Origin of the sequence: Nonomuraea sp. AD125B (genome assembly GCF_041402765.1) — a bacterium.
Lineage (GTDB): Bacteria > Actinomycetota > Actinomycetes > Streptosporangiales > Streptosporangiaceae > Nonomuraea > Nonomuraea bangladeshensis.
In genome coordinates, this window is record NZ_JBGLOU010000001.1 from 585,558 (window position 1) to 602,407 (window position 16,850).

At 73.9% G+C, this 16,850-nt stretch carries 12 protein-coding genes; 5 read left to right on the forward strand and 7 right to left on the reverse strand.

Features of this window, described 5'->3' with window-relative positions:
* Positions 1–73 precede the first annotated feature (73 nt).
* The gene (locus ACBR40_RS02665) at positions 74–751 is read left to right on the forward strand and encodes a DUF2306 domain-containing protein (RefSeq protein WP_371247228.1); all 678 of its coding nucleotides are present in this window, start codon (positions 74–76) and stop codon (positions 749–751) included.
* Here the strand turns inward: ACBR40_RS02665 and ACBR40_RS02670 are convergent.
* The 6 genes from ACBR40_RS02670 to ACBR40_RS02695 all read right to left on the reverse strand — a co-directional run bounded on the left by ACBR40_RS02670 (position 724) and on the right by ACBR40_RS02695 (position 7,483).
* A complete protein-coding gene (locus ACBR40_RS02670) occupies positions 724–1,398 on the reverse strand; it encodes a response regulator (RefSeq protein ID WP_371247229.1) in 675 nt (224 codons plus the stop codon). The two genes, ACBR40_RS02665 and ACBR40_RS02670, sit on opposite strands and share 28 nt — an antisense overlap.
* On the reverse strand, positions 1,395–2,549 hold the full coding sequence (locus tag ACBR40_RS02675) for a sensor histidine kinase (protein WP_371247230.1): 1,155 nt from the start codon (positions 2,547–2,549) through the stop codon (positions 1,395–1,397). The genes ACBR40_RS02670 and ACBR40_RS02675 overlap by 4 nt, the downstream gene beginning before the upstream one ends.
* A 27-nt stretch (positions 2,550–2,576) precedes the next feature.
* Positions 2,577–4,010 carry an arabinose isomerase gene (locus ACBR40_RS02680; protein WP_371247231.1) on the reverse strand — a complete coding sequence of 478 codons (1,434 nt, stop codon included), beginning with the start codon at positions 4,008–4,010 and terminating at the stop codon, positions 2,577–2,579.
* A gap of 17 nt (positions 4,011–4,027) precedes the next feature.
* A complete protein-coding gene (locus ACBR40_RS02685; RefSeq protein WP_371247233.1) occupies positions 4,028–4,960 on the reverse strand; it encodes a discoidin domain-containing protein in 933 nt (310 codons plus the stop codon).
* A gap of 16 nt (positions 4,961–4,976) precedes the next feature.
* A complete protein-coding gene (locus ACBR40_RS02690) occupies positions 4,977–6,557 on the reverse strand; it encodes an alkaline phosphatase (RefSeq protein ID WP_371247234.1) in 1,581 nt (526 codons plus the stop codon).
* A 140-nt stretch (positions 6,558–6,697) separates the two neighbouring features.
* A complete protein-coding gene (locus ACBR40_RS02695; protein WP_344219174.1) occupies positions 6,698–7,483 on the reverse strand; it encodes a DeoR/GlpR family DNA-binding transcription regulator in 786 nt (261 codons plus the stop codon).
* A 150-nt stretch (positions 7,484–7,633) separates the two neighbouring features.
* On the opposite strand from ACBR40_RS02695, the gene ACBR40_RS02700 reads away from it, so the two are divergent.
* The 4 genes from ACBR40_RS02700 to ACBR40_RS02715 are packed head-to-tail and all read left to right on the forward strand — an operon-like array spanning position 7,634 to position 14,371.
* Positions 7,634–8,938, forward strand: a complete 1,305-nt coding sequence (locus ACBR40_RS02700; RefSeq protein WP_371247235.1) for an extracellular solute-binding protein — start codon at positions 7,634–7,636, stop codon at positions 8,936–8,938.
* A complete protein-coding gene (locus ACBR40_RS02705; protein WP_344219170.1) occupies positions 8,935–9,846 on the forward strand; it encodes a sugar ABC transporter permease in 912 nt (303 codons plus the stop codon). Before ACBR40_RS02700 ends, ACBR40_RS02705 begins: the two co-directional genes overlap by 4 nt.
* Positions 9,846–10,658: a carbohydrate ABC transporter permease gene (locus tag ACBR40_RS02710; protein ID WP_091086146.1), complete on the forward strand. Its 813-nt coding sequence runs from the start codon at positions 9,846–9,848 to the stop codon at positions 10,656–10,658. Before ACBR40_RS02705 ends, ACBR40_RS02710 begins: the two co-directional genes overlap by 1 nt.
* Positions 10,655–14,371, forward strand: coding sequence for a hypothetical protein (locus ACBR40_RS02715; protein WP_371247236.1), 3,717 nt, complete (start codon positions 10,655–10,657; stop codon positions 14,369–14,371). Before ACBR40_RS02710 ends, ACBR40_RS02715 begins: the two co-directional genes overlap by 4 nt.
* Here ACBR40_RS02715 and ACBR40_RS02720 read toward each other — a convergent pair.
* Positions 14,356–16,779: a LuxR C-terminal-related transcriptional regulator gene (locus ACBR40_RS02720; protein ID WP_371247237.1), complete on the reverse strand. Its 2,424-nt coding sequence runs from the start codon at positions 16,777–16,779 to the stop codon at positions 14,356–14,358. The two genes, ACBR40_RS02715 and ACBR40_RS02720, sit on opposite strands and share 16 nt — an antisense overlap.
* Positions 16,780–16,850: the final 71 nt, after the last annotated feature.

Sequence of the window (16,850 nt, forward strand, 5' to 3'; positions counted from 1 at the left end):
TGGCCTTTGGGACGCCTGGATCAGGGCCGAAGCGCCGATGAGCGGGCCCCGTCCCGGCCGCCACCATCGGGGCATGACCCAGGCATCCGTTCCCACCGGCTCAGCCGGGCGCCGCGCGTCGCGGCTCGTGCCCGTCGCGCTGATCGCGCTCTCCGTCGTCCCCCTGGTGGCCGGCGCGCTCCGGCTGTCGGCCCTGTCCGGCGGCCCGGACGTCATGCCGGACGGCGCCCGCTTCGCCGCCATGCCCGTGCCCGTCGTGGCGCACATCATCGCGGCGACCGGCTACACCGTGCTCGGGGCCTTCCAGTTCGGGGGCCGCAGGCCGCCCGCCAGGCACCGGCTGATGGGGCGGATCCTGCTGCCGCTCGGGCTGGTCGTGGCGCTGTCCGGCATCTGGATGACGCTCTCCTACCCGCGCCAGGACGGCGACGGCGACCTGCTGGCCGCCTTCCGGCTCGGGTTCGGCTCGCTCATGGCGGCCGCGCTCGTCCTCGGCCTGGCCGCCGTGCTGCGCCGCCGCTACGCCCGCCACCGCGCCTGGATGATCCGCGCCTACGCGCTGGGACTCGGCGCGGGCAGCCAGGCGCTGATCCTGGGCCTCTGGACGGGCGCCGCGGGCGGCGATCCCACGGGCACGACGCGGGCGCTGCTGCTCGGCGCCGGATGGGCGGTCAACCTGGCGGTGGCCGAAGCGCTGATCCGCCGCGGCACGGGCCACCGGGGTCAGCGCCTGACCCGGTCCGTCTCGTAGGCCCACATCGCGATCTCGACCCGGTTGCGCACGCCGAGCTTGGTCATCAGGCTCGCGACGTGGCTCTTGACCGTGCTGAGCGAGATGTGCAGCTCGGCGGCGATCTCGCTGTTGGTCCGGCCGCGCGCCACCGTCGCCAGGATCTCCTCCTCCCGCTCGGTCAGCGGCTCGACCGGCTGCGCGGGCGGCGCGGACGGGGCCGACCCGGCGAACGCGCCGAGCAGCCGGGCCGTGACGTTCGGGGCGATGAGCGCGTCGCCGCCGGCCGCCGCCCGCACCGCCTGCGCCAGCAGGTCGGGCCCGGCGTCCTTCAGCAGGAAGCCGCGGGCGCCGGCCCGCAGCGCGGCGTAGACGTACTCGTCCAGGTCGAAGGTGGTGATGACGACCACCGCGATGGGGTCGGCGACGGCCGGGCCGGCCAGCAGGCGGGTCGCCTCGATGCCGTCCAGGGCGGGCATGCGGATGTCGAACAGGCAGACGTCGGGGCGCAGCCGCCGGGCCAGCTCGACCGCGCGCCGCCCGTCGCCGGCCTCGGCGATCACCTCGATGCCGGGCTGGAGGTCGAGGATCATCCGCAGGCCGGTCCTGGCGATCTCCTGGTCGTCGGCGACGATCACCCGGATGGGGCCCTGGTCCTGGTCGCTCACGTCGTCGCCCCCGTCCTGGGCAGGACCGCGGTGACGGTCCAGCCGCGGCCCGGGTTCGGGCCCGCCTCGCAGGTGCCGCCCAGCAGGCCCGCGCGTTCGATCATGCCGATGAGGCCGTACCCGGCCGAGGAGATCTGCCGGGCCACGACGCCGTCGCCGTCGTCGGACACCCGCAGCCGCACCGCCGCCTCGTCGGCGGCGACGTCCACCTCGATGCGGGTGGCGTGCCGGGCGTGCCGCCGGGCGTTGGTGACCGACTCCTGCGCGATGCGGTAGATCGCCGCCCCCACCGACGGCGGGACGCCCTCGACGTCGCCGCTGATCCGTACGTCCACGGCCGGCCCGACCCGCGCCCGGCCGGCCAGCTCGGTGAGGTCGCCCAGCTGCTTGCCCGGCGTCAGCTCGGCCGGCTCGTTGCGGCGCAGCACGTGCACCATCGTGCGCATCTCGGCCAGCGTGCGCGACGCCTCGGCCTCGATCACCCGGAGGGCGTCGGCCGCGGCGTCCGGCTGCTCGGCCGCCGCCGCGGCCAGCCCCGCCTGCGCCCTGATCGCCATGGCCGAGACGTGGTGGGCCACGAGGTCGTGCAGCTCGCGGGCCAGCTGCTCGCGCTCCAGCAGCTTCACCTGGTCCAGCTCGCGCGAGCGGGCGCCGGCGCGGAAGCGCAGAGCGCCGCCCAGCCCGAGCGCCGCCGCCGTCACCGCCAGCCCCGCCACCAGGTCGCCCAGCTCAAGGCGGCCCTGCGCCGCCGACAGCCCCAGCGCGACCAGCGCGATGCCGAGCCCGGCGACCGCCTCACGCCCCGACCCCCAGCGGAACAGCGCGTAGACGAGGATCAGCACGAACGCCATCGTGTACGTCTCGACGTCCTGCCCGCCCGCGGCCAGCCCCGCGGCCCCGCTCACCACGAACGCGGTCACCAGCATGAGCAGCGGCCGCCGACGCCGCCACAGCAGCAACGGCACCAGCACGACGGTGAGCACCACCGCCGGCACCCGCAAGGGCAGGTCCGGCCGCAGCACGCCCTCCAGGACCGCGACCGGCACGAGCACCGCGACGAGCGCCCAGTCCCGCCAGACCCGCCGCGGCGCGCCGGGCGCCCGCGGCTCGTTCCACACCGAGCGCCCTAACGAGCGGATGAGTCCGCGCACGCCCTCATCGTACGGGTTTACCCCCGTTCATCGCCCCGGCTGCACGTGCGTGATCCCGGCGCCGAGCAGGTCGGCGACCGCGCGGAGCTCGGCCAGGCGGTGGCCGGTGCCGAGAGCCCAGTGGTGGGAGATGCCGCTGGCGCTCCAGGCGTCGGTCCACTCGCCGGGGTCGCAGCCGAAGTCCACCCGCGAGGTCGTGTTGCCGATCTGCAGCAGCGGACCCTCGACGACCTCGCCCTCCGAGACCACGAAGCCGTAGCCGCCGTCCCGGTCCTGGCGCAGCCCGAACGCGGTGACCGGGCCGCGCGTCACGTCGAACTCGACCGACACGCCCCAGCCGCGCTTGCCGTGGTAGACGCCGAGGCCGCGCAGCAGCGGGCGGCGGGAGCTGATCGCCAGGTGGGCGGGGCCGTCGTGGCCCATCTCGACGTGGCCGCGGGCGAAATCGAGCGCCTGCAGCTCGGTGAAGGAGCCGCCGCCGCCCAGCCGGTCCATGATCAGCATGGCGAGCGAGGTGCGCAGCTCGTACTCGCCGGCCGCCGGGACGCCGCGGGCCGTGAGCAGGGACGCGCCGAGGATCATGCCGGCGCCCAGCCGCTCGTGGATCTCGCCGTCCAGGCCGCGGTGGTAGTAGGCGAGGCTGTCCAGGGCGAAGTCCTCGACCAGCCGGTCCAGGCCGACCGAGACGCGGGCGGCCCACTGGAGGTCCTCCTCGTTGACCGAGCCGTCCAGCTCGAAGACCTCGCGGGCCAGCGCCACCCGGCCGGCGGCCTCGTCGTCGCCGACCTTCTCCACCCGTACCCGCAGGTCGTCGAACTCCAGCACCTCGACGTGGCCGCCGAAGTTGGCGCTGACCAGCGTCAGGTCGGTGGCCACGTCCAGCATGCCGGGGTAGAGGTGGCCCATGAGCCCGTGCCGGCCGCGGCCCAGCGCGGCCCGCACCCCGGCCGCCTTCACCCAGCGGCCGATGCGCTCCCACGCCCGCTCGTCCTCCAGGTAGCCCGACACCGAGCGGAACGGGATGCCGCAGCGGGTGAAGGCGTTGGCCATCTCCGGCAGCGGGCAGGCGCCGCAGTAGGCGAGCCACTGGCCGGTGTCGAAGGTGGCGTGGTCCATCGACTCGGTCGGCTGCAGGTTGATGAGCAGCACGGGCGCGCCGCTGCGCTGCGCGATCGGCACGAGCATGGTGGCCGTCATGTACGTCGTCAGGAACCCGACGATCAGGTCGCACCCGGCGGCGCGCAGCTTCTCGGCCGCCGCCGCGCCCTCCTGCGCGTCGGAGATGAAGCCGACGTCCACGACCTCGCAGTCCAGCGCCTTCATGCGTTCGGCCACCCGCGCCGACGAGCGCCGCAACTGCGGCAGCAGGTCGGGGAACTGCGGCCAGTACGCCCCCAGCCCTCCGGCGACCAGCCCCACCTTCACGGGGCGCGGTGTGATCCGAGTGAACGTGCCGCTCACCGGCGTTCTCCCTTCGCTCAGCGGACTTCGACCTCGATGATGCGGGTGTAGTCGTTGGCGCCGTTCGAGGCGAGCGCCACGACGCGGACCGCGTCCGCGGTGACCGGCGCGAAGTCCGAGCGCACGGTCCCCGCGGTGTTGCCGCGCACCTGCGCGACCGTCTGCCACTGGCCGCCCACCTGGGCCTGGACGTCCCAGTCGCGCACGCCGTAGCGGTAGGCCGGGTAACGCTCGGTGTCGAGCGTGTACAGGTCCACGCGGGAGATCTGGCGCGCGCCGCCGAGCGCGATGGCGACCGTGTCGGGGAAGGATCGCGCGGTGGCGTCGTTCCAGCCGTTGCCGCCGGCCCAGCCGTTGGAGGAGCGGTCGCCGTCGGCGACGCTGCACGGCGGGTAGTTGGCGTTGGTGTGCTGCGAGGAGGCGGTGACGGGGCGGCGCAGCGCGACGTTCCCGCCGTTGTCGAGCCGGTCCACGGGCATGACCTCGACCGGCACCTCCAGGCTGCGGGCAGAGGTGCGCAGGCGCAGGCCGTACGTGCCCTCGGCGGTGCCGGGCGGCACGGCCACCAGCAGCTTGGCGGACAGCTCGTAGCCGGGCGGCAGGTAGCTGGTGAGCATCGCGCGGGACGCGGTCAGCGGCGGGTCCACCTCGACGGCGGCGGTGGCGTAGCCGGCTTTCTTCGCGTCGCTGCGCAGGCCGATGTCGATCCTGGCGGGGCAGGCCGGGTCCACGCCGAGCGGGGCGACCAGGCGGTCGGCGCCGGCGATCGGGGTCAGCGCGCCGCTGCCCTTGGACGTGCCCGGCCGCACCTTGACCGAGACCGACGACGGCGGCTCCGAGGCGGGGGCGGGCAGCGAGGGGGACGGGGGCGCGGGCGTGGCGGCGGTCGTGAGCAGGACCGTCGTGACCAGGGCCGTGGTCGCGGCGAGCGCGGCGGTGAGGTGACGCATGTTCGAAACCTTCCTCCTAGAGCGCGTGCAGGCCGGGGGCGCCGTCGAGGGTGACCAGGCTGGCCCTGGTGGAGACCGGCGCGCCGGGCCGGTCCACGTACGGGACGACCCGGAAGTCGGCCCGCCACTGGCTCCGCGTGACCTCGCAGGAGACGTAGCCTCGCTGGTAGCTGGAGAAGCGCACATGCGGGTTGACGGGATCGCTGCCGCCGGGCGGCACGCCGGTGTTCGCGTTGCCGTTGCCGCCGCTGCTGACGGACGTGCACACCAGCTCGACGCCGACGGCAGGCGAGGCGGGGTCGTCGAAGTTCGTCCGCAAGTCGCCCGCGAGGTTGTAGTGGATGTCGCCGGTCAGCACGACCGGGTTGCTGACCCGGCGCTCGACCAGGCCGGTCAGCAGGCGGTCCTTGGCGGCCTTGTAGCCGTCCCAGAGGTCCATGCTGAGCTTCTGCGCCGGTCCGGCGTCGAAGTCGAGCTGCATCATGGCGACCTGCTGGGCGAGCACGTTCCACCGGGCGCGGGACGCGCCGAGGCCGTCCAGCAGCCACTTCTCCTGCTCGGCGCCGATCATCTGGCGGGCCGGGTCGAGCCGGTCGGCGCAGTCCACCTGCTGGCCGTCGCCGCAGACCTGGTCGTCGCGGTACTGGCGGGTGTCGAGCACGTTGAACTCGGCGAGGTCGCCGAAGGTGAAGCGCCGGTAGACGCGCGCGTCCGGGCCCTCGACCGAGGGCAGGCGGACCGGCATGTTCTCCCAGAAGGCGCGGAAGGCGTTGGCGCGGATGACGAGGTAGTCCTGCTCGCTGACCTCGCCGCCGGGGCCGTACCGGCCGGCCCAGTTGTCGAGCACCTCGTGGTCGTCCCAGGTGACGATCCACGGCGCGGCGTGGTGGGCGGCCTGCAGGTCGGGGTCGCTCTTGTAGAGGCCGTACTGGACGCGGTAGCGGTCGAGGGTGTCGCACTGCACCCGGAACTGCTCGGGGACGGGCGTGTTGCGGTTGCCGCCGGTCGGCACGATGCCGAACTCGTAGATGTAGTCGCCCAGGTGGAAGACCACGTCGGGGCGCTCGTCGGCGAGGTGGCGGTAGGCGCTGTAGTAGCCGTCCTGCCAGGACGCGCACGAGGCGAAGGCCAGGCGCAGCGCCTCCGGGCTGGCGTCGCGGGCGGGCGCGGTCCTGGTGCGGCCGGCGGGGCTCAGCTCGCCGCCGGCGCGGAAGCGGTAGTGGTAGTCGCGGCCGGGCCGCAGGCCGGTGGCGTCCACGTGCACCGAGTGGCCGTACTCGGGCCTGGCCCAGACCGAGCCGTGGCGTACGCGCCGGGTGAACGCCTCGTCCTCGGCGATCTCCCACTCCACCTTGATCTTCTGGTACGGCAGGCCGCCGAGCGGATGCAACGGCTCGGGCGCGAGCCGGGTCCAGAGCACGACCCGGTCGGGAAGCGGGTCGCCGGAGGCGACGCCGAGCCGGAAGGGGTAGTCGCCGCGAGCCAGGGCGCGCGAGTCGGCCCGCGCGGTCCACGGGTCGGCCAGGTCGGAGGTGAAGGCCAGGGCGAAGGCGGCGCCGCCGAGGCCGAGGAAGGATCTACGGGAGGGATGATCCATGCTCCTGCTTCCTACGCTGGGGGGCGAAAGCCCTCACTTTGTAGCAAGCAGGATGTGCTCGTAACAAGAGTGGAGTTACAAATAACGTCCTCGACGTTACATTCGCCGCCCGCCGGGGGCCGGCAGAGTCACCGGCAGGGTCACACGTGCGCGACCAGGACGTTGCGGTGCCGGTCGTGCAGGCGCTGCAGCAGGTCGGCGGGCGCGCCGGAGTCGACCACGATGACGTCGAAGTCGTCGAGCGGCGCCACGCGGTGCAGCGCCACCCTGGCCAGCTTCGAGCCGTCCACGGCCAGGATGCGCCGGGTGCCCGAGCGCAGCATCGCCCGCTTGACCAGGACGATCTCCTGCTCCTGATGGAAGGCGTACTGGTCGGAGACGGCCGAGGTGGACACCACCACCACGTCGGTGCTCACGGCCTCGGCCGCGTCCACGCAGCCGAGGCCGAGAAACGAATCATGGCTCGCGTGATATTCGCCGCCCAGCGCGATGAGCCGGATGTCGGGGACGCCGGCCAGCAGCCGGATCGCCTCCAGGAAGTTCGTCACCACCGTGAGCGGCGCGAGCTCCCCGAGATGGCGGGCCACGGCCAGGGCCGTGGTGGAGTCGTCGAGCATGATCGAGCTGCCCGGCTCGATCTGGGCCGCCACCACCCGCGCGATGGCGTCCTTCTCGGCGGTGTGGGCCTGCAGCCGGTAGGCGATGTTGCTCTCCCACACGTTGCTGGCCTGGGCCGTCGCCCCGCCACGGACCTTGCGGACCATGCCCTGGCGTTCGAGCTCGTCGAGGTCGCGGTGGACGGTCATCACGCTCACGCCGAAGCTCTCGGCGAGCTCGGCGACCGAGGCCGAGCCCTGGCGCACGATGTGCTCGGCCATGCCGCGCCACCGGGCGGACCTGCTGGGGGTGTGCTGACGCGAATCCACCGAAGCCCTCTCCGCCCTCTCCACACTGGTGAGACGGCTGCGCATCCTACTCTTGACACCCCGCTGGGGCGACTCGTAACCTCCCTGCATCCATCACTTGTAACAGAATTGGCTGTGAAATTAACAATCAATTCATGGAGGTAGGCGAGCATGACCGGCCTTCTGCACGACGCCCGGGTGAGCCGCGGGCAGTTCTTCCGCCTGATGGGTGGCCTGGCGCTGGCCAGCGCGGCCACCGCCTGCTCCACCCGGCCGGAGACGACCGCGACGACGGGCGGCGGCGGCACCACCACCGACCTCAAGTTCGTCGGCGTCTCCGACCAGAAGGCGCCGATGGACAAACTGGCCGCCGCCTACGCCCAGGCCACGCCCGGCGTGCGCGTCACGCCCTCGTACGCGCCCACCGACCAGGTGCAGACCTCGCTGCGCACCCAGCTCGGTGCGGGCAACGCCCCCGACCTGCACGTGGTCTATCCCGGCAGCGGCAGCGCCATGTCGATGACCCAGATCGCCCAGGCCGGCCTGCTCGCCGACCTGTCGGCGCAGGCGTGGACGCAGACCATCCCCGCGGGCTTCAAGCCCGCCTTCCAGCTCGACGGCAAGACCTACCTGTACTCGGCCGGCTCGTCGGTCATCGGCGCCGTCTACAACAAGAAGGTCTTCCAGCAGGCCGGCATCGACGCGCCGCCTGCCACGTGGACCGAGTTCCTGGCCGTCTGCGACAAGCTCAAGAAGGCCGGGGTCGTGCCGATCGCGCTCGGCGCGCAGACGCCGTGGGTCACCCAGCTCATCACGTACGCGCTGGTGCCCTCCACCGTCTACGCCAAGGACCCCACGTTCGACGACAAGCAGCAGGCCGGGCAGGCCACCTTCGCCGGCTCCGGCTGGCAGCAGGCCTTCGAGATGTACCTGGAGCTGCAGAAGCGCGGCTTCTTCAACGACAAGCCCAACGGCACCACCTTCGAGCAGCAGACCTCGATGGTCGCCACCGGCAAGGCCGCCATGGCCGTGCAGGTCTCGGCCGTGCTGCCCGACTTCCGCAAGGCCGCCTCCTCGCCCGACGACCTGTCGATGTTCCCGCTGCCGGGCGCCGACGACGCCGCCTCGGTGTGGATCCCGGCCGGCGTCGTCGTCGGCCTCGGCGCCAGCGCCAAGGGCAGGAACGCCGAGGCGGCCAAGGCGTTCGTCGACTTCCTCGGCAAGCAGGAGAACATCAACGCCTGGGCCAAGGAGATCGCCGCCATCCCGCTCACCCAGGACGCCTCCTCGACCATCGACCCGGCGGTGGAGTCGTTCCTGCCGTTCACCAAGGACCGCGCCGTGCCGTTCATGGACCAGCGCTGGCCCAACGCCGAGGTCCAGCCGGTGCACTTCGCGGTCGTGCAGAAGCTGCTGGCCGGCGACTCCACGATCGACGAAGCACTGAAGAAGATGGACGAGGCTTACCGCAAGTGACCCCTTTGACCGTCCGGCGCGCGCGGCCGGCCAGCGCCGCCCGCCCGCGCCGCAGCGCCACCACCCCGCCCTGGCTGTTCGCCGCCCCCGCCCTCGCGGTGTACGCGCTGGTCGTGCTCTACCCGGCGATCAGCGGCGTCGTGTACGCCTTCACCGACTGGAGCGGCATCGGCGAGGACTGGTCGTTCGTCGGCCTGGCCAACTTCCGCACCCTGCTCGGCGACGAGCAGGCCATGGGCTCGATCGGCAACACGCTGCTGCTGACCCTGGCCGTCGTCGCCGTGCAGAACGGCGTCGGGCTGCTGCTGGCGCTCGGCGTGCACGCGAAGCTGAGGAGCCGCGCCCTGCTGCGCGTGGTCTTCTTCGCGCCGGTCGTCGTCAGCCCGGTCATGGTGGCCTTCCTGTGGAAGTACATCTACAACCCCGACCCCGACGCCGGGCTCAACGGCCTGCTCGGCCTGCACGTGGACTGGCTCGGCGACCCGTCGGTGGCGCTGTGGTCGATCGCCGGCATGGTCGTGTGGCAGTACGCCGGCTACTCCATGGTCATCTTCCTGGCCGGGCTGGAGGGCGTGCCCAAGGAGCTGCACGAGGCCGCGATGATCGACGGGGCGGGCACGTTCCAGCGGTTCAGGTACGTCACCTGGCCGCTGCTCGCGCCGGCCGTCACGATCAACCTCATGCTGTCCACGATCGGCGGGCTCAAGCTGTTCGACCAGGTCTTCGCCGCCACCAACGGCGGCCCCGGCTACGCCACCGAGACCCTGTCCACCGTGCTGTACAAGCAGGCGTTCGTCTTCGGCAAGTTCGGCTACAGCACCGCGGTCGCGCTGGTGCTGGCGCTGTTCGTGGCCGCGGTCTCGCTCATCCAGGTCTCCTACCTGCGCGGCCGGGAGGTGAGCGTGTGATGCGGCGGACGTTCCTGCTGGAGATCGTCATGATCGCGGTAGCGGTGGCGTTCCTGTTCCCCGTCTACACGCTGGTGTCGCTGGCGCTGAAGGACCCGGCGCAGATCTCGCAGGCGCCGCTGGCCCTGCCCGACCCGCCCACGCTGGACAACTTCGCCACCGCCTGGTCGGCCGCCGCGCTCGGCCCTTCGCTGGTCAACAGCACCGTCATCACCGTGGTCAGCCTGGTCGCGCTCATCGCGCTCGGCTCGTTCGCCGCCTACTTCCTGGCCCGGGTGCAGACCCGGCTCGGCTACGGGCTCTACATCCTGTTCCTGCTCGGCATCGTGCTGCCGTTCCAGCTCGGCATGATCCCGCTCTACCGGCTGGTCACCGACCTCGGGCTCATCGGCACGCACGCCGGGATGATCCTCTTCTACACCGGGATCCAGCTGCCGTTCACCGTGTTCCTCTACACCGGCTTCATCCGGGCGCTGCCCCGCGAGTACGCCAGCGCCGCCCAGATCGACGGCGCCGGCCACCTGACGGCGTTCACCCGCGTCGTCTTCCCGCTGCTGCGGCCCATCACCGGCACCGTGCTCATCCTGAACGCGGTCTTCATCTGGAACGACTTCTTCACCCCGCTGGTCTACCTCGGCGGCTCCGGTTTCGAGACGGTCCCGGTCAGCGTCTTCGCCTACGTCGGCCAGTACGTCTCCCAGCACGGCCTGGTCTTCGCCGGCCTCGTGCTCGGCGCGCTGCCCATCGTGGCGGTCTTCCTCGCCCTGCAGCGCTACGTCATCAAGGGCTTCTCCAGCGGGTTGAAGGGATGAGCGAGGCCGCCCGGATCTTCCGGGACCCGCCGCGCGCGTACTCGCCGGCCGCCATCTGGTGGTGGAGCGGCGAGCCCCTGCGCCGCGACCGGCTGCGCTGGCAGATGGAGCGGCTGGTCGCCGGGGGAGTGCACAACCTCGTCATACTCAACCTCGCCCCGTCGGGGCCGCTGTTCGGCGCCGACGCCGACGACCCGCCGTTCCTGTCCGAGGCGTGGTGGGAGCTGCTGGACGGGGTGTGCGCCGACGCCTTCGAGCTCGGCGCCCGCCTGTGGTTCTACGACCAGCTCGGCTTCTCCGGCGCCGACCTCCAGGCCCGCCTGGTGCAGGAGCGGCCGGAGTTCGCCGGGCAGTGGCTCGGCCCCGGCGGTGAGGTCACCACGCGCGGCTTCGACTACCTGTCGGCCGAGGCGTGCGCGGTGCTGCTCGACCGGGTGCACGGCGAGTTCGAGCGGCGGATCGGGCACTGGTTCGGGCGGGTCGTCGCCGGGTCGTTCCAGGACGAGCTGCCCACGCTGCCCACCTGGTCGCCCCGCTTCGCCGAGGAGCACCTGGCGCGGCGCGGGAAGGAGTTCTCGCTCGCCGACCCCGACTGGGCCGCCTACCAGCGGACCCGCGCCGAGCTGGCCGAGGAGGCGTTCTTCCGTCCGCTCGCCGCCTGGCACGAGCGGCACGGCCTGCTGAACGGCTGCGACCAGCAGGACCCGGCCCGCGCCGGGCATCCGGTGGCGGGCGTCGAGCTGTACGCCGACTACGCCCGCACCCACCGCTGGTTCTCCGCGCCCGGCTCCGACCACCACGGCGACGCCCGCCTGCACGCCTCGCTGGCCCACCTGTACGGCCGCTCCCGCGTCTGGATCGAGGCGTTCCACTCCAGCGGCTGGGGCGGCACCCTGGAGGAGACCTTCGACTGGCTGCTGCCGTGGCTGCGGGCAGGGGCGACGCTCTACAACCCGCACGCGGTCTACTACACGACCCGGCGCGGCTGGTGGGAGTGGGCGCCGCCGTCCACCGACTGGCGGCAGCCGTACTGGCGGCACCACCGGGTGTTCGCCGACGCGGTGACCCGCCTGTGCGCCGCCCTGTCGCTGGGCCGCCACGCCTGCGACGTCGCCGTGCTGCTGCCGACCACGACCGTCCAGTCCGGCACGGCCCTGGCGGGCGGCGCGCCCGCCGGGCCGGAGGCGGCGCGAGCCGACGAGGTCTACCGGGCGCTGGTGGGCGACATGGCGTGGTTCGCCACGAAGCCCGGGGTGCTCGACCTGCTGGGCCTCGACGCCGACGTGATCGACGAGGACTCGGTACGGCGCGCGGAGGTCGCGGACGGGCGGCTCGCGGTGTCCACGGAGGCGTACCGGGCGATCGTGCTGCCCGCCGTCACCGCGCTGGACGGGGACGTGGCCGCGCGGCTGGCCGCGTTCACCGACGCGGGCGGGCTGCTCGTGGCCGTCGGCGCCGTGCCGCCGGAGCTGCGCGGCCGGGCCAGGCTCGCCGCGACCCCCGAGGACGTGGGGGAGGCGCTGGCCGCGATGCCGCGCCGGGTGGAGGCCCCGGTGCCCGCGCTGGTGCGCGAGACCGGCGACGCCACGCTGGTGTTCCTGACCGCCACGCATCCGATGGCCAGCAGGATCGGCGTCGGCCGGCCGGAGGAGCGGGGTGTGGACCTGGGCTGGCTGGACGCCGACATCGACTTCGACCCCGCCCGGTACGCCCGCGAGATGCACGTCACCGTGCGGGACGTGGCGGGCGCGCCCCGGCTGCTGCGGCCCTTCGCGGGCGGCGACCCGGTCCCGCTGCGGCACGTCAGGCGCGGCGACGCCGTCGAGGTGGTCGTGCCGTTCGACGACGGGCCCGCCGCACTGCTGGTCTTCGACGGCTCCGCCGCCGCCCCGGCCAACGACCCGGCCAACGACCCGGCCAACGACCCGGCCAACGACCCGGCCAACGACCCGGCCAACGACCCGGCCAACGACCCGGCCAACGACCCGGCCAACGACCCGGCCAACGATCTCGCCGACGACCTCGCCGCGGACCCGGCCAACGATCTCGCCGACGACCTCGCCGCGGACCCGGCCGACGACCTCGCCGACGGCCCGGCTTCGCCGGAGCCGGCGTACCCCGTGGAGACGAACCTCGGGGACGAATGGGACGTCGAGCTGGTCCCCACCCTCGACGACACCTGGGCGGACTTCGGCGGCGGCGCCGGCGTCGAGCTCTGGACGCTGCGCACGCCCGGCGGCGAGCCCGTGCACGTCACCTTCGGCCCGCGCGGCGAGCAGCGGGTCGGCGACGGCCCGTGGACGCCCTCGGTCTGGTCGGCCTCGCGCGGCCTGCGCAAGGACCCCGTGCACCGCGACACCCTCGGCCCCAAGGGGCACGTGCCGGTGGAGTTCCTGGCCTTCGGCCGGGTCGCCGCCGGGGCGGAGGCCAGCTTCCGCAGCGTGCTCACCGTGCCGCCGGGCCCGCCGCGGTGGCTGGCGCTCGGCGCGGGCGCGGCCAAGACGCTCTGGCTCGACGGCGAGCCGCGCCCCCTGGACGACGCCGGGTACGCCGCCGTCACCCGTGACCCCGTGCCGCCCGGCGAGCACCTGCTGGAGCTGCTGCTCGTCCCTGACGAGGAGCTGGACCTGCGGGCCTACGCCTGCCTGGCCGACGACCCGGCCGACGCGGCCCGGCCCGAGTGGATCGCCGGGTCCCGCCTGGAGACCGTCGTGGAGGCCGGCGACGGTGACCAGGTGCTGCAGGTGGCGTCCACCACGTTCTGCCGGGTGCTGGTCAACGAGGTGGAGGCGGGCCGGCAGGGCGGGTTCGACCCGTACGCGGAGGCCGACATCCCGCGCGTGCGCCGCTACGACCTCGCCCCCCTGCTGCGGCCCGGCCGCAACACGATCGCCGTGGAGTCGGACGGCTGGATCCTGGCCGACGGCCTGGCCGTCTCGGGGCCGCACTGGTCGCCGGAGCCCCGGGTCCGCCGCCGTCAGCACGGCGACCCCGCCGCGCTCTGGCTGCGGCCCCGTCCGCATCCGCTGCCGGAGGCGGGCTGGCTGGACGGGCGGCCGTCCGCGCCGCCCGCCCGGTTCGCGGTGCCGGGCGACCGGCCGGGGGAGGAACGCTTCCTGCTCGACGTCCCGCCGGGCGCGACCGCCGTCGATTTGCCCACGACCGGCCGCGTCGAGGTCCGCGCCGCGCTCGGCTCGACCAGCCACGCCATCGAGCCGGGCCCCGGCCCCGAAGGCCGGGTCGTCGAGCTGGGTGGCGGGCTCGGGAGCGGGCCCATCGAGGTGCGGGTGGTGACCGAGCCGGGGGCGCGGGCGGGGGCGGCCTTCGGCGGGCCGGTCCGCTTCGCCTGCGGCCCCGGCCGGATGCGGCTCGGCGACTGGGAGGAGCGGGGCCTGCCCGGCTACAGCGGCGGCGTGCGTTACCGGACCACCGTCACCGTCCCGGCCGCCGGTCCCGGCCTGCTCGACCTCGGCCGGGTACGGGGCACGGCCGAGGTCGTGGTCAACGGGGAGCCCTGCGGGGTGCGGGTCTGCTCGCCGTACCGGTTCCCCGTCGAGCTCGCTGAGGGCGCGAACGTGGTGGAGATCCTGGTGCTCGGCACGCTGGGGCCGTACCTGGACGAGGTGAGCCCGACGCACTTCGTCTTCGCCGGCCAGCGCGCCAGTGGCCTGTTCGGTCCGGTACGGCTGCGCACGCCTCAGCCCCCGGCCTGATCGCCCTGCCCGGCGACCCAGGCCGCGATCTGGGCCCGGGAGGTGAAGCCGAGCTTGCACAGGATGTGCTCGACGTGCGCCTCGGCGGTGCGCTGCGCGATCACCAGGGTGGCCGCGATCTCCTTGTTGCTCATGCCGCGGGCGACCAGCGCCGCGATCTCCCGCTCGCGGCGGGTGAGCGGCGAGGTTTCGCCGGTCCGCGCGGCGCGGGGCTGCCGTTTCTCGCCGCCCGTCTTCTCGCTGCCCGCCGCGTACCCGGGCACGTCGCCGGGAGGCAGCTCCACGCCCTTGCGGAAGGCGGCGGCGAACCCGCGGGCGCCGAGGTGCTCGCGCGCCACCGCCTCGGCGGCCTCGTGGTAGCCCTCCAGGTAGCCGAACAGCGGCCCGCCGAACGCCCGCCAGCTCTCCTGCGAGGCGCCGAGCAGCGTCGCGGCCCGCTCGGCCGAGGCGTCCGCGGTCATCCAGGCCAGCGCCTCGACGCAGAGCGCGACGCCGAGCCGGTCGTCGAACGGCTGCTTGAGCCGGATGGCCTCGCGCTCCATCTCGATCGCGCGGGCCGGGTCGCCCTGCCGCCAGGTCTCGATGCCGAACATCCACAGCGTGTAGGAGCGGAACCAGTGCTCGTGGCGCGCCTCGCACCGCGCCAGGCACTCCTTGAACCGGTCGATCGCCTGCTCGTCGTCGCCGAGCAGGCCGTGCGCCGTCGCCAGGTACATCAGCGCGTTGACCACGCCGCTCTCCTCGCCGGCCGACCGGTGGCCGTCGGCGGCCTCGCCGAGCAGCGTCACCGCTTCTCTGAGGTCGTGGCGCATCAGCGCGGCCAGGCCGGCGACGTACGCGACGGGCGCGGCCGGCGGCGGGTCGGGCAGGGCGTCGCCCAGCTCCCGGCACTCCCGCAGGAGCGTGTCCGCCTCCTCGAAGTCGCTCTGCAGCACCGCGAGGCGGGCCTGGACGCACAGCGCCTCGGCCCGCTCCGGCGTCGGCTCGGGCGCGGCGGCCAGCAGCCGCGCCAGCCACACCCGGCCTTCGCGCAACGCCCCGGCCGCGATCCAGTAGAAGCAGAGCGCCGTGGCGAGCACCAGCCCGTCGCGGAGGCCGTCCGGCCCCGGTGCGTAGGGGGAGGAGCCGGGCGAGCCGGACGGCAGGGCGGAGTCGAGGGCGGTGCGCAGGTTGCCGTGGTCGGCGCGCAGGCGGGCGAACCAGGAGACCTGGTCCGGCCCGTACCAGCCGCGCCGGGCGCGCAGGGCCAGGTCACGGAAGTAGGCGCGGTGCCGGGCACGCAGCTCCGCCTCCTCGCCCGACTCGCGCAGCCGCTCGCGCCCGTACTGCCTGATGGTCTCCAGCAGCCGGTATCTCACGCTCTGCCGGTGCTCCTCGCGGGCCAGCACCGACTTGTCCACCAGCCCGCCGACCAGGTCCATCACGTCCTCGGGCGGGATGCCGCCGCCGGAGCACACCTGCTCGGCCGCCTCCAGGTCGAGCCCGCCGGAGAACACCGACAGCCGGCTCCACAGCAGCCGTTCCTGCTCGGTGCAGAGGGCGTGGCTCCAGTCGATGAGCGAGCGGAGGGTCTGCTGGCGCGGCATGGCGGTCCTGGCGCCGGTGGTGAGCAGCCGGAAGCGGTCGTCCAGCCGTTCCAGGAGCTGCTCGACCGACAGCGCGCGCAGCCGTACGGCCGCGAGCTCGATGGCGAGCGGGATGCCGTCGAGCCGGCGGCAGACGCGGGCGACGGCCTCGCGGTTGGCGTCGGTGATCTCGAAGCCGGGCAGCACGGCCCGCGCCCGCTCGGCGAACAGCCGCACCGCGTCGGTCTGGCCGTCCGCCCGCGCACCGGCCTCGGCGTCCCCGGCGGTCTCGGCGGCCTCGGGGACGGCCAGCGTCGGCACCTGCAGCACCTGCTCGCCCGTGACGCCGAGCGCCTGCCTGCTGGTGGTGAGGATCCGCAGGCCGGGCGCGGCGCGTACGAGCCGGTCGGCCAGGGCCGCGCACGCGTCCAGCAGATGCTCGCAGTTGTCCAGCACCACCAGGGTCCGCCGGTCGCGCAGGTGGCCGGCCAGCACCTCGATGGAGGGCCGCGGCGCCCTGTCCTGGATGCCCAGCGCCGCCATGACGGTCGCGACCAGCAGCTCGGCGCTCTCCAGCGCGGCCAGCTCCACCAGCCACACCCCGTCGTGGTAGGCCCGCCGCAGGTCGAAGGCCACCCGCAGCGCCAGCCGCGACTTGCCGACGCCGCCCACGCCGGCCAGCGTCACCAGCCTGCCCTCGCCCAGCAGCCGCTTGACCTCGGCGATCTCCCGCCGGCGGCCCACGAAGCTGTTGAGCTCGGCCGGCAGCGAGCCGGCCGGCGACACGGTCCGCCACCTGTCCGGTTCGAGATTCGGCCCGCTGTTCGGCGCAGCGATGGTCATGATGGAAGCCCCCAAGGACCCAGGCTATGCCGTGACCCTTTTCGTACGCCTTTGTCTTGGTATGGGGTTGG

What these genes read in the sequence shown, in the direction of transcription:
- ACBR40_RS02720 (WP_371247237.1), bottom strand. Translation starts at nt 16,779, where the DNA reads ATGACCATCGCTGCGCCGAACAGCGGGCCGAATCTCGAACCGGACAGG.
- ACBR40_RS02700 (WP_371247235.1), top strand. Translation starts at nt 7,634, where the DNA reads ATGACCGGCCTTCTGCACGACGCCCGGGTGAGCCGCGGGCAGTTCTTC.
- ACBR40_RS02685 (WP_371247233.1), bottom strand. Translation starts at nt 4,960, where the DNA reads ATGCGTCACCTCACCGCCGCGCTCGCCGCGACCACGGCCCTGGTCACG.
- ACBR40_RS02715 (WP_371247236.1), top strand. Translation starts at nt 10,655, where the DNA reads ATGAGCGAGGCCGCCCGGATCTTCCGGGACCCGCCGCGCGCGTACTCG.
- ACBR40_RS02665 (WP_371247228.1), top strand. Translation starts at nt 74, where the DNA reads ATGACCCAGGCATCCGTTCCCACCGGCTCAGCCGGGCGCCGCGCGTCG.
- ACBR40_RS02710 (WP_091086146.1), top strand. Translation starts at nt 9,846, where the DNA reads ATGCGGCGGACGTTCCTGCTGGAGATCGTCATGATCGCGGTAGCGGTG.
- ACBR40_RS02690 (WP_371247234.1), bottom strand. Translation starts at nt 6,557, where the DNA reads ATGGATCATCCCTCCCGTAGATCCTTCCTCGGCCTCGGCGGCGCCGCC.